This window comes from Stenotrophomonas sp. HMWF023, assembly GCF_003060985.1.
In the GTDB taxonomy this organism is placed as follows: Bacteria; Pseudomonadota; Gammaproteobacteria; order Xanthomonadales; family Xanthomonadaceae; genus Stenotrophomonas; species Stenotrophomonas lactitubi.
Map to the genome: position 1 here is coordinate 12463 of NZ_QAIJ01000101.1, position 11686 is coordinate 24148.

Sequence of the window (11686 nt, forward strand, 5' to 3'; positions counted from 1 at the left end):
CTCGACGGCCTAATGTCGAAAGTGGTGGAGCCAAGCGGGATCGAACCGCTGATCTCCTGCATGCCATGCAGGCGCTCTCCCAGCTGAGCTATGGCCCCGTGTTACCGAGCCGCCTATCATACCTGCCTGTTCACATTTGTGGAAGCTTTTTTTGAAGCTTTTTCATCGAGCCGTTCATTGCCACAAGGGCAGGGAGCGTTCCGACGCCACAACCTGAATGCCGGTGGGCGGTGAACAAAAAAGACCCGGTTATCGGCCGGGTCCTCGTTGTTCATGATGAGTGGCGTCCCCACGGGGATTCGAACCCCGGTCGCCACCGTGAAAGGGTGATGTCCTAGGCCTCTAGACGATGGGGACGCAGATCTCATCAATGTTCTTTGCGACCTTTCGACGGCCTAATGCCGAAAGTATGGTGGAGCCAAGCGGGATCGAACCGCTGACCTCCTGCATGCCATGCAGGCGCTCTCCCAGCTGAGCTATGGCCCCACGTCGCTGAGGAGCGAAATAATAGCTGTGCCCCCGGGGGTTGGCAAGCGCTTTGTTGCACTTTTCTTCACGCAGCGCGCGTGTTGGTGCAGCTGCGTTTTCCGCATGCCGGGCAGCTCATGTGTCGATGCAGAAGCGAAGGGTTCAGCGGTCTTCCCCGGTCAGCGCTGCCAGGATCGGGCACTGGTCGAGCGCGCCATGTCCGGGGCAGGCATCGACCAACTGGGAGAGCGCGCCATGCATGCGCTGCAGCTCCGCCATCCGTAGTTCGATGTCCTGCAGGCGTATCCGCGCAGTGTCACGCACGCTACCCATGTCCTGTGGAGGATGGTCGCTGAGGGAAAGCAGTTCACCGATCTCATCGAGACTGAAGCCCAGCGCCTTTGCGCGGCGGATGAAGCGCAGGCGTCGCAGGTCCTGCTCGCCGAAGATGCGGTAGCCACCTGCCGAGCGCGCTGCGGTGGGCAGAAGCTGCTGACGTTCGTAGTAGCGGACGGTATCGATGGGAACGCCGGCCTGACGTGCCAACTGACCAATGTTCACGGCGGACTCCTTGGGACCTGCCGTGCATAGTCATCCCTGGACTCTGGTCAAGAGTCAAGGCTTTGCCCGCACCGCCTATTCAGCACACTTTGCAACTTTCTTCATATCCCCCAGGGCAAAGCAGTTCCTACCCTGCGCCTGAACCGGCCGCTCGACGGCCTGAACCGGAAGAGGAGGTGGGGAGTGGAGGGAATCAGGAACGAGGGATTCGTCGAGGTTGCGGTGGTTGAATACCCCGGAGGCGACCCGTCGGCTGCATCGGTGCTTGCCGAAATGGCACACGTCGCCAATCGTCTGGCACAGCAGCAGCGGCGGCCCTGCAAGCGGGTGCTGGTGACCCGCTGGATCGTGCCCGCCAGCAATACCGGCGTGCATCGCATTGCCGGTGCCGAGATGCTGGACGCGGCAATTCCTGCGGTGATCGCCTTGCCGGGGCAGGTCAGTTCCAGCACGTCGGTGCGTGCCGAGGACGTTCTGCTGGATTGGTTGCGGGCCCACTACGACGGCGGCAGCCTGCTGGCCGCCGCAGGTGACGGGGTGAGTGTGCTGGCACGGGCCGGTCTGCTGACCGGGCGTACGGTGTCCGGCCCCGACCTCAACCGCCATCCGGCGCTGCAGGTGCAGGTCGGCAGTTGGGCGCCCAGTGAGCGGGCACTCGTCGATGACGGCGATCTGCTTACCGTGGGCGGCGCCCAGGCCTGGCGCTTCCTTGGCTTGCGCCTGCTGTACCGGCTGCATGGCCAGGGCGTGGCCAGCGCGGTGGCACAGCAGTTGGGAATAGTGGTGCCGGTCGGCATCCAGCAGGATCTCGAGCGATTCAGTGCAAATTTCGCCCATGGCGACCGTGACGTGCTGAAGGCACAGCGCTGGTTGCATACCACGGCTGCACGTGGGGCCACGCTGGGGGCGATCTGCGAGATCGCCGGATTGGAACCGCGGACCCTGCAGCGTCGATTCCTGAAGGCGACCGGGCTGCGGCCCATCGAGTATTGCCAGCGGCTGCGCGTGGCCAAGGCGCAGACGTTGCTGCAGCAGGGCGCCAGCATCGATGAAGTTGCCTGGGGTGTGGGTTACGCCGATCAGAGCGCATTCCGTCGGCTGTTCCTGCGCATTGTCGGCATGACGCCTGCCAACTATCGTCGCCACGTCAGCAGCAAACGCCGCGATCGTCCGCTGACGCCTGCCGTGGCCGGCAGCCTGCGGGGGCTGCGTGCCTCGCCGGGCACGCAGCTGGGTCGCAGCGCCGCTTGATGAACAAGGTTCAATGCGTCGTGCTTGCATCGCGGGCTCGACGCTTTGACCATGCGGGTCTGTGCAGGCGAGAGCGGGTGAGCTGATGTCGAGTGTTGGACCGGTGCCGATGCCGGTGGTGTTGATCCTGATCTTCCTGCTGCTGGCAATGGCCATTGCGCGGATCTGGTCGCGTGGTGAGCCTGGTCAGGTTCGGCCGCCCGCCGCTGGAATGGTGCTGGACATGTTGCTGGTTGGCCTGCTGTGTGGCCGGCTGTCGTTTGTCGCAGCGCATTTCAGCCTCTATCGCGAAGCTCCCTGGAGCGTGCTGCAGATTGCCGATGGCGGGTACCACCTGCCCGTCGTTGTTGGCGCTGGATTTGCCTGGGTGCTGTGGCGGCTGCGTAGGCAGCGCCCGTTGCGGACGCCGGTGCTGGCAGGTGCGTTGATTGGGCTGCTGTTGTGGGGTGGGGCAAGCCAGGGACTCGCGTACTGGCAGGCAAAGCAGATGCCATTGCCCGCGCTGCAGGTGGTCGATCTGCAGGGCAGGGCGATTGACCTGCAGCAGTTTCATGGCAAGCCACTGGTACTGAACCTGTGGGCCAGCTGGTGTGGCCCGTGCCGCCGGGAGATGCCGGTGCTGGCGACCGCGCAGCAGAAACATGCAGATATCCAGTTCGTCTTCCTCAACCAGGGCGAGACCCTTGTGGAGGTCCAGACCTTTCTTGCTGCTGAACACATCTCGCTGGGCAACGTCCTGCTGGATGAGGCTTCGGCTGCGTCGACCACGCTGGACGTCCGGGCTTTTCCTTCCACGTTGTTCTTCGATGCGCAGGGGCGGTTGCAGGAACTGCATCTCGGCGAACTGACCCAGGCCGGTCTTGAACACAAACTGCGCCGGCTGCGGTAGCCTGCGCTGGCATCCCACTACGGAGTTTCCATGTTGTCGATTTCCCCGCGCATCGCGCATACGCTGATGTTGCCGGCCATGCTGGCGCTGGCTGCCTGCAGCCAGGCACAGACCCCGACGGGCAAGGATGCCGCTGCAGCGGCAGCGGCAACGGCTTCGTCATCGGCAGCCGCCAAAAAGGGTGATTTGCCGGCTGTCCTGAAGGGCATCGAGAAGCATGGCTTCGAGGTGGTCTCCGAATTCGACGCGCCGGGTGGCCTGCGCGGCTTTGCCGGTATGGTTGGTGGCCAGCAGCCGGCGGCGGCCTACGTGACCGCCGATGGCAAGCATGTGCTGGTGGGCAGCCTGTTCGACGCCGAGGGCAACGAAGTCGCGGCCGAGACGCTGGAGAAGCTGGTTGCCGCGCCGATGTCGGCCAAGATGTGGAGCAAGCTTGAAACCAGTGCCTGGGTACGCGATGGCAAGGCCGATGCGCCGCGCGTGGTGTACACCTTCAGTGATGCCAACTGCCCTTACTGCCACAAATTCTGGGAGGCGGCACGCCCCTGGGTGGACGCAGGAAAGGTGCAGTTGCGCCACATCATGGTCGGCGTGATCCGTGAGGACAGTCCGGCCAAGGCAGCAGCGATCATGGCCGCACGCGATCCCAGTGCGGCACTGCTGGAGAATGAGCATCAGTTCGATCGTGGTGGCATCAAGCCGCTGCCCAGCATCAGCCGGGAGATCGCAGCCAAGCTGGATGCCAACCAGGTGCTGATGGTGGAGATGGGCTTCCAGGGCACGCCGGGCATCCTGTTCCAGGATGCGCAGGGCCAGGTGCAGCGACGTGCCGGCCTTCCGCAGGGCAACGATCTGCAGGCGGTACTCGGCCCACGCTGAGGCATCCCGGCATGCTGTAGTGAGCAACAGGCCCGCATGGCAACGTGTGGGCCTGTTGCTTTCTGCGACAGTCCTGGCGATGAGGGCTGCGCACGTCGTGAACAGATGTCACGTCTGAATCGTGACTGACATCAAGCATTTCGCTTTGATTCCAATCAAGGCCAAAAACGACAGTCGAACTAGCCTTGGCGCATGGAATACAGCGTCACTGCGCTATGGATGCCGCACACGTCACGCCCTCGAGAGGGCGTGCGAGCAATGCCATTCACGACATTCTCACCCAGCGCTTGTTACCCAGACCGCTGCGGTCGCCACCCCTTCGGCAGCACTGCCGCAGTGGGAGCGACTGCGGCGCAGTCTGGGCAGCTGGGACAGTGTCATTGCCCTGTTGCATGCAACGCGCAGGCTGGCGGCGGTCGTCCACGCAGTACCCGCATTTCCAGCAACGACTCGTTGAGGTCGGGGCGGCGCACGCGCGCTGCACGGTCGGGCAGCGGGAGTTACAGTCCAGGGAGGATGCAATGCGCTTGGCGGTACTGAGTCTGGGGTGTCTGGCGGCGATGGCCGCGATGCCGTTGCATGCACAGGATGATGCGCAGGCATTGCGTCGGGAGATCGACGCGATGCGGCAGACGCTGCAGGGTATGCAACAGCGTCTGGACCAGCTTGAACGACGCGAAGAGCATGCAGCTGCGGCTCCCGTTGCAGCGTCGTGGCCGATGCCCGCTGCAGCGCAGGCGACCACGACGGTTTCAGCCGCCAGCGGCATCCTGCACCCTACCCAGGTGCCTGGCGTGGCGCCTCCTGTGCTGCCACAGCGTGAATCGGTGGCCGATCCTTCAACGGCAGCCTCGCGTCCAGACAGCGCCGCCGGTCCCACCGATCCGGATCTGAAAGGTTTCTTCGCCATTCCTGGCACCGACACCGTGATCCGCATTGGCGGCTATGCCAAGCTCGATGCGATTGCGGATTCGCGCGGGGCAGGGGACGGGGATCAGTTCATTCCTTCGTCGATGCCGGTGGGCGGCAGCCATCGCGATGTTTCGAACTTCAATATCCACGCCAAGCAGACGCGTTTCAGCTTCGAGGCACGGCGGCCAACCACGCACGGCAACCTGCGCTTCTATCTGGAGAATGATTTCTTCGGCAGCAGCGATGGCTATGAATTCCGCCTGCGCCATGCCTACGGCCAGCTGGGCAATACCTACGCAGGCTATGGCTATTCCAGTTTCATGGATCCGGACAGCCTGCCCGACACGCTGGATTTTGCTGGTCCCGGCGGCGCCGGCTACCTGCTGGTGGCCGGCATCCATCACAGCTTTGCACTGGGCAAGGGCAACACCCTGACGCTGGCCGCCGAAGACCCGGACACCGAGCTGGCCGGCGCCAGTGATGCGATGGCGGCAGTCAATCGACTGCCGGATGTGAGTGCCATCGCGCGCATGGAGCGTGATTGGGGCCATCTGCAACTGGGCGTCGTGGCGCGCAACCTGGCCTACGACGGCGATACCCGTCGTGACCGCGTCTTTGCCGGTGGCGCGCAGCTCAGTGGCTCGGCCTCGGTGGGGGAACGCGATCTGCTGCTGTTCGGCGCGCTGGGCGGTCGCGGTTTGAGCCGCTACACCGCCGATCTCACCGGCTCGGGCCTGGATGCCGTGGTAGGTGCCGATGGGCGCATCGATGCGCTGGACCTGCACGGTGGCTTCGTCGGCTACACCCATTACTGGTCGGATCTGTGGCGCTCGAACCTGATCTACGGCCAGCTGACCCTGGAGCGCAATGCGGCGCTGCCGACCGATGCATTCCGGCAAAGCCGCTACGGCGTGTTCAACCTGATCTGGAGCCCGGCACCGTCGTGGACGATGGGCATGGAGCTGCTGTACGGGCGCCTGCAGCAGCAGGGCGGAGCGCGCGGCGACACGGTCCGGGTGCAGGGCAGCCTGCAATACAACTTCATCAAGTAGGCGCCAGCGGCAGCACGCCAGCGTAGCCATTCCCCACGCCCGGGTTCACCGGGCCCATGCCAGGTACAGGAGATTGTCATGGCAGAAGCAAAGAAAATCGGGGTGGTCGGAGCCACCTTCCTCGTCGCCGGCAACATGATGGGCTCAGGGGTGTTCCTGCTGCCCTCCAGCCTGGCCAAGATCGGTACCGCCTCGATATGGGGCTGGCTGATCACCACGGCCGGTGCGCTGCTGTTGGCCTTCGTGTTCGCCAAGCTCGGCAAGCTGGCGCCCAAGGCGGGCGGCCCGTATGCGTATGCGCGTGATTGGTTCGGCCCCTACATGGGCTTCCAGACCAACACCATCTACTGGTTCGCCAACTGGATCGGCAACGTTGCCATTCCCATCGCGGCGGTGGGCTACTTCAGCTATTTCTTCCCGATCCTGTCCGAGCCGCTGGTGCGCTGCATCGCGGTGCTGATCCTGGTATGGGCGTTGAGCTTTGCCAACATGATCGGCCCGGCATTCGTCAGCCGCGTGCAGACGGTCACCACCAGCTTCGCGCTGGTGCCGATCCTGGGTATCGCCATCTTCGGCTGGTTCTTCTTCGATGCCGACATCTTCAAGGGCGCGTACAACGTGTCCGGCGAATCGAACTTCGGCGCGATCTCCAGTGCTGCGGCATTGACCCTGTGGGCGTTCATCGGCGTGGAATCGGCGTCGGTGACCGCCGGTGTGGTCGAGAACCCGGAGAAGAACGTCGCCCGCGCCACCCTGGCTGGCGTGTTCCTGGCCGCCATCGCCTACATCGCCAGCTCGTCGGTGATCATGGGCATGGTGCCCAACGGCGAACTGCAGACCTCCGATGCACCGTTCGCACTGGCAGCGGCCAAGGCCGTCGGTGGCTGGGGTGGTGCGGTGGTCAGCCTGTGTGCCTTCGTCGGCGCCGCCGGTTCGCTGGGCGGTTGGATCCTGTTGACCGCGCAGAGCGCCAAGGCGGCCTCCGATGATGGCCTGTTCCCGAGCATCTTCAGCAAGACCAACAAGGACGACGTGCCGGTCAAGGGCGTGCTGATCGTGGCCGTGCTGATGACGCTGGCAGTGCTGGTGACCTCCACCTCGAAGACCGCCTCGGCACAGTTCGACGTGATCACCTCGGCGGCGGTGGTGTTGACGCTGCTGCCGTACATCTACTCGTGCGTGGCCTGCTATTTCGTGGTGGAGCGTTCGCACACGCTGGTGCACACCGGTGCGTTCTGGACCCTGACCAGCCTGACGGTCGTGTACTGCCTGTGGGCGATCTACGGCTCGTCTGGAACGATCGTGCAGTACGCCTTCCTGTTCGTGCTGTTCATCACCGTGTTCTATCCCTTCTTCAGCGAGGAGCGTCGCCAGCAGCGGCAGCGTTCCCGCGAGGCGGCGGCGATTTCAGCCGGCGCGCAGCGTTCCTGAGTTAGACAAGGAGAATCAACGTGTATTTCAAGTCCCTGGACTATCCGGTCATCGTCATTGATGGTGACTACGACTCGCCGCGCATCGGCGGCATCCTCATCCGTGCGCTGGTGGAAGAACTGCGCAGCAACGACCAGCGCGTGCTGTGCGGCCTGAACCTGGATGATGCCCGTGCCGGCGCCCGCACCTACGTGGCCGCTTCGGCGGTGCTGATCTCGATCGACGGCAGCGAGGAGGTCGATGGCGAGTTCCAGCGCCTGACCGCCTTCCTGCGTGAGCAGAGTGCGCGCCGCGCCAATCTTCCGGTGTTCCTGTATGGCGAACGACGCACCATCGAGAAGGTGCCGAGCAAGCTGCTCAAGTACATCCACGGCTTCATCTTCCTGTTCGAAGACACCAAGAGCTTCATCTCGCGGCAGGTGATGCGTGCGGCTGAAGACTACATGCAGAACCTGCTGCCGCCGTTCTTCAAGGCGCTGATCCATCACGCAGCCGAGTCGAACTATTCCTGGCACACGCCGGGCCATGCCGGCGGCGTGGCCTTCACCAAGTCACCAGTCGGGCGTGCCTTCCACCAGTTCTATGGTGAAAACACGCTGCGCAGCGATCTGTCGATTTCAGTGCCGGAACTGGGCTCGCTGCTGGACCACACCGGCCCGATCAAGGACGCCGAGAACGAGGCCGCGCGCAACTTCGGTGCCGACCACACCTTCTTCGTCACCAACGGTACGTCGACGGCCAACAAGATCGTGTGGCACGGCACCGTGGCCCGCGGCGACGTGGTGTTCGTCGACCGCAACTGCCACAAGTCGCTGCTGCATTCGCTGATCATGACCGGCGCGGTGCCGGTGTATTTCACGCCCAGCCGCAACGCGCACGGCATCATCGGCCCGATCAGCCTGGACCAGTTCACTCCGGAAGCGCTTCAGCAGCGCATCGCCGCCAATCCGCTGGCCAGCCAGGCCTACCAGGCCGGCTCCAAGCTGCGCATCGCGGTGGTGACCAACTCGACCTACGACGGCCTGTGCTACAACGCCGAGAAGATCGCCGATGAGATCGGCAGCGCGGTCGACTTCCTGCATTTCGACGAGGCGTGGTATGCCTATGCCGCGTTCCATCCGTTCTACGAGAACCACTACGGCATGGCCAAGGGCAAGCCGCGTGAGCAGGATGCGATCATCTTCACCACGCACTCCACCCACAAGTTGCTGGCCGCGTTCTCGCAGGCGTCGATGATCCATGTGCGCAATTCGGCCAGCCGCGACCTCGACGCCGAGCGCTTCAACGAAGCGTTCATGATGCATACCTCGACCAGCCCGCACTACGGGGTGATCGCCGCGTGTGATGTGGCCTCGAAGATGATGGAGGGCGATGCCGGTCGTTCGTTGGTGCAGGAAATGCACGACGAGGCGATTGCCTTCCGCCGGGCCATGCTGCACGTACGCGATGATCTGGGGCGCGATGACTGGTGGTTCAGCGTATGGCAGCCGACGCAGGTCGAGCGCAGCCTGGACAAGGGCGATACGCCGGCGCCGCTGGTGGCCAAGCGTGAGGAATGGTACCTGCAGCCCGATGCGCATTGGCATGGGTTCGAAAACCTGGTCGATGACTATGTGCTGATCGATCCGATCAAGGTGACCCTGTTGACCCCGGGCCTGTCGATGGACGGCAGCATGGGCAAGCTGGGCATCCCGGCAGCGGTGCTGAGCAAGTTCCTGTGGGGCCGTGGCATCACCGTGGAGAAGACCAACCTGTACTCGGTGCTGTTCCTGTTCTCGATGGGCATCACCAAGGGCAAGTGGAGCACGCTGGTCACCGAACTGATGGCGTTCAAGGAGTTGTACGACCGCAACGCGCCGCTGACCCAGGCGCTGCCGTCGCTGGCTGCCGACTACCCCCATGCCTATGCCGGCTGGGGCCTGCGTGACCTGTGTGACGCGCTGCATGCGTTCAACCAGGAGTTCGCGGTGGCCAAGGTGATGCGTGAGATGTACGTGGACCTGCCGACACCGGTGATGACCCCGGCCGATGCCTACAACCACCTGGTGAAGGGCGAGATCGAGCGGGTCGACATCGAGCAGATCAGTGGCCGTATCGCTGCGACGATGCTGGTGCCGTACCCGCCGGGCATCCCCACCATCATGCCGGGCGAGCGCTTCGGCGACCGCGACGAGCCGATCATCCAGTCGCTGCGCATCGCCCGCGAGCAGAACGCGCGATTCCCGGGTTTCGAGTCGGATGTGCATGGCCTTATCATCGAGCGCGATGGCGACGTGCCGTCCTACAAGGTGGAGGTGCTGAAGGCCTGAGCCGGTACGGTCGGCCCTTCGGCGAACGATGGATACCGCGCGCGAGCAACGCATCCTGAAGTTCTCGATCGGGGTCACCGTGGCGGTCAGCGCGGTCGGCTTCATCGGTGGCCTGCTGGTGGGATCGCAGGCCATCCTGTTCGACGGCATCTACAGCCTGGTCGACGTAGCCCTGACCCTGGTGTCGCTGTCGGTGCTGCGGCTGGTAGCGCGGGAGCACAGCCCGCGCTTCCAGTACGGCTATTGGCACCTGGAGCCGATGGTCGAGGCGCTGGGCGGAGTGATTCTGTCGTTGGCCTGCGTGTACGCGCTGGCCAATGCAGTGATTGGATTGACCACCGGCGGGCACGAAGTGAAGTTCGGGCCCGCCCTCTGGTGGGCGGCGCTGCTGAGTGCCAGCAACCTGGGCATGGCCGCGTTCGTGGCCCAGCGCGCGCGCCGGTTGCAGTCGGCATTGCTGTGGCTGGACGTGCGTGGCTGGCTGCTGGGTGGATTGATGAGCCTGGCGGTGGTGCTGGCCTTCGTGCTGGCGCTGGCGCTGCACGGTGGGCAGTGGCAGCACTGGGTGCCTTATCTGGATTCGATGGTGCTGGCGTTGATAAGCCTGGCGGTGTTGCCGGTGCCAGCGCGTAGTGCGTGGAAGGCCATGCGGGAAGTGCTGCAGGTGGCACCCGATGACCTGGACGAGCGCGTGCAGCGGGTGATGCAGGCGTTCGTGGCCGAGCATGGCTATGCCGGCTTCACCAGCCATGTGGCGAAGATGGGGAGGATGCGGTTCATCGAGATCCACATCCTGACCTCGCCGTCGACGCCGCTGGGCACGGTAGGTGAGGTGGATGCGATGCGCGATGAGATCGCGGTGCGGATGGACGCGCGCAGCAGCACGTTCTGGTTGACGATCGATTTCACCGCGGACCCGGCATGGACCTGATGTTGTTGCAGCCGACCGTTGCGTGCGGTGGGCCGCTCTGTTGCATGCAATAGGTTTGACCTCAACAGCAGTTGAGGTCGCAGACTGCCTCGCATTCCCCACGAGGCATGCGGTATGAACCTGCTGACCACTCCGGACTTCAGCCATGGCTTGCTGGATCTGTTCGATCCCCCCGGTCTGCACGATCCCAGTGCCAACGGATATTCGCACGTGGCGGTGGTACGGCTGCCGGCGCGTGTGATCCATATCGCCGGGCAGGGTGGCGAAGATGACCAGGGGAACCTGTCGCCCAGCTTCGAGGAGCAGGTGTCGCAGGCACTGGACAATCTGCAGGCCGCGCTGCGCTCGGCCCATGCGGACCTGACCGATGTTGCGCGACTGCGGATCCTGGTGGTCGACCACGATGAGGACCGCCTGGGCATCATCGCCCGCCAGGTGCGGCGGCGCTGGGCCAACCGCCCGGCACCGACCTGCACGCTGATTCCGGTGCCGCGGCTGGCGTTGGACGGAATGCTGTTCGAGATCGAGGCCGAGGCCTACAGCGCCTAGCGCAGGTAGTACTCCACCGGCACCACCAGTTCCTGCGGAGCCGGCAATTCTTCTGGAATCCGCGGCAGGGGCTGCGCGCGGCGGAATGTCTGCAGCGCACTTTCATCCAGCATCGGCTGTCCGCTGGGCTGCTCCAGGCGCAATGCCAGCAGGTGGCCGTCGCGGCTGATGCTGGCCCTGACCCATGCGGTGCCCTGCTGGCGCCGCGACCTCGCTACGGCGGGGTAGTAGCGGTAACGCTCCAGCCGCGCCATCAGGCGGGCTTCCCACTGGTCGCTGGCGGCGCCGGCCTGGAAGTCCGCCGGTGGCGCGTCCGGGGCAGGCGGTGCGGCCGTGATCGATGCCGGTGCGGAACGGGCATCGGTCGCGGCCGCAGGCGGGGCCACGGGCAAGGGCTGGTGGCCGTCGCCATTCTTCTCGCTGGCGGCGAGGTTGCCTTCGGGGGCCGCCACGC

The 11686-nt window shown here is 64.5% G+C and carries 10 protein-coding genes and 3 tRNA genes; 8 read left to right on the forward strand and 5 right to left on the reverse strand.

The genetic code is table 11. From position 1 onward, the window contains the following. Nucleotides 1-22: 22 nt before the first annotated feature. The 4 genes from DBR20_RS05205 to DBR20_RS05220 form a co-directional block, all read right to left on the reverse strand. Nucleotides 23-98 (reverse strand) — tRNA-Ala (locus DBR20_RS05205). A gap of 183 nt (nt 99-281) precedes the next feature. Continuing rightward, nucleotides 282-357: transfer RNA gene (locus DBR20_RS05210), tRNA-Glu, on the reverse strand. A gap of 53 nt (nt 358-410) precedes the next feature. Beyond that, nucleotides 411-486: transfer RNA gene (locus DBR20_RS05215), tRNA-Ala, on the reverse strand. Nucleotides 487-630: 144 nt separating this feature from the next. Continuing rightward, nucleotides 631-1029 carry a MerR family transcriptional regulator gene (locus tag DBR20_RS05220; RefSeq protein ID WP_089235984.1) on the reverse strand — a complete coding sequence of 133 codons (399 nt, stop codon included), beginning with the start codon at nt 1027-1029 and terminating at the stop codon, nt 631-633. Nucleotides 1030-1212: 183 nt separating this feature from the next. On the opposite strand from DBR20_RS05220, the gene DBR20_RS05225 reads away from it, so the two are divergent. The 8 genes from DBR20_RS05225 (at nt 1213) to DBR20_RS05260 (ending at nt 11232) form a co-directional block, all read left to right on the forward strand. Next, complete coding sequence (locus DBR20_RS05225; RefSeq protein WP_099821492.1) at nt 1213-2280, forward strand: helix-turn-helix domain-containing protein; 1068 nt, start codon at nt 1213-1215, stop codon at nt 2278-2280. A gap of 85 nt (nt 2281-2365) precedes the next feature. Continuing rightward, a complete protein-coding gene (locus tag DBR20_RS05230; RefSeq protein WP_108265439.1) occupies nt 2366-3169 on the forward strand; it encodes a TlpA disulfide reductase family protein in 804 nt (267 codons plus the stop codon). Between the two features lie 30 nt (nt 3170-3199). Further along, nucleotides 3200-4048, forward strand: coding sequence for a thiol:disulfide interchange protein DsbG (dsbG, locus tag DBR20_RS05235; protein WP_108265440.1), 849 nt, complete (start codon nt 3200-3202; stop codon nt 4046-4048). Nucleotides 4049-4569: 521 nt separating this feature from the next. Further along, nucleotides 4570-6012: a DcaP family trimeric outer membrane transporter gene (locus DBR20_RS05240; RefSeq protein WP_108265441.1), complete on the forward strand. Its 1443-nt coding sequence runs from the start codon at nt 4570-4572 to the stop codon at nt 6010-6012. Between the two features lie 78 nt (nt 6013-6090). Further along, nucleotides 6091-7443 (forward strand): arginine/agmatine antiporter, encoded by a 1353-nt coding sequence (gene adiC / locus DBR20_RS05245; RefSeq protein ID WP_108265442.1) that lies wholly within the window; start codon nt 6091-6093, stop codon nt 7441-7443. Nucleotides 7444-7463: 20 nt separating this feature from the next. Continuing rightward, entirely contained in the window at nt 7464-9752 is a 2289-nt protein-coding gene (locus tag DBR20_RS05250) for an Orn/Lys/Arg decarboxylase N-terminal domain-containing protein (RefSeq protein ID WP_108265443.1), read from the forward strand. A 28-nt stretch (nt 9753-9780) separates the two neighbouring features. Beyond that, nucleotides 9781-10683, forward strand: coding sequence for a cation diffusion facilitator family transporter (locus DBR20_RS05255; RefSeq protein ID WP_108265444.1), 903 nt, complete (start codon nt 9781-9783; stop codon nt 10681-10683). Between the two features lie 114 nt (nt 10684-10797). After that, entirely contained in the window at nt 10798-11232 is a 435-nt protein-coding gene (locus DBR20_RS05260; protein WP_108265445.1) for a RidA family protein, read from the forward strand. Here DBR20_RS05260 and DBR20_RS05265 read toward each other — a convergent pair. Further along, nucleotides 11229-11686: energy transducer TonB (locus DBR20_RS05265; RefSeq protein WP_258223216.1), on the reverse strand; the 458-nt coding region annotated here is incomplete at its 5' end. The genes DBR20_RS05260 and DBR20_RS05265 overlap by 4 nt on opposite strands.

What these genes read in the sequence shown, in the direction of transcription:
- DBR20_RS05230 (WP_108265439.1), top strand. Translation starts at nt 2,366, where the DNA reads ATGTCGAGTGTTGGACCGGTGCCGATGCCGGTGGTGTTGATCCTGATC.
- dsbG (WP_108265440.1), top strand. Translation starts at nt 3,200, where the DNA reads ATGTTGTCGATTTCCCCGCGCATCGCGCATACGCTGATGTTGCCGGCC.
- DBR20_RS05240 (WP_108265441.1), top strand. Translation starts at nt 4,570, where the DNA reads ATGCGCTTGGCGGTACTGAGTCTGGGGTGTCTGGCGGCGATGGCCGCG.
- adiC (WP_108265442.1), top strand. Translation starts at nt 6,091, where the DNA reads ATGGCAGAAGCAAAGAAAATCGGGGTGGTCGGAGCCACCTTCCTCGTC.
- DBR20_RS05255 (WP_108265444.1), top strand. Translation starts at nt 9,781, where the DNA reads ATGGATACCGCGCGCGAGCAACGCATCCTGAAGTTCTCGATCGGGGTC.
- DBR20_RS05260 (WP_108265445.1), top strand. Translation starts at nt 10,798, where the DNA reads ATGAACCTGCTGACCACTCCGGACTTCAGCCATGGCTTGCTGGATCTG.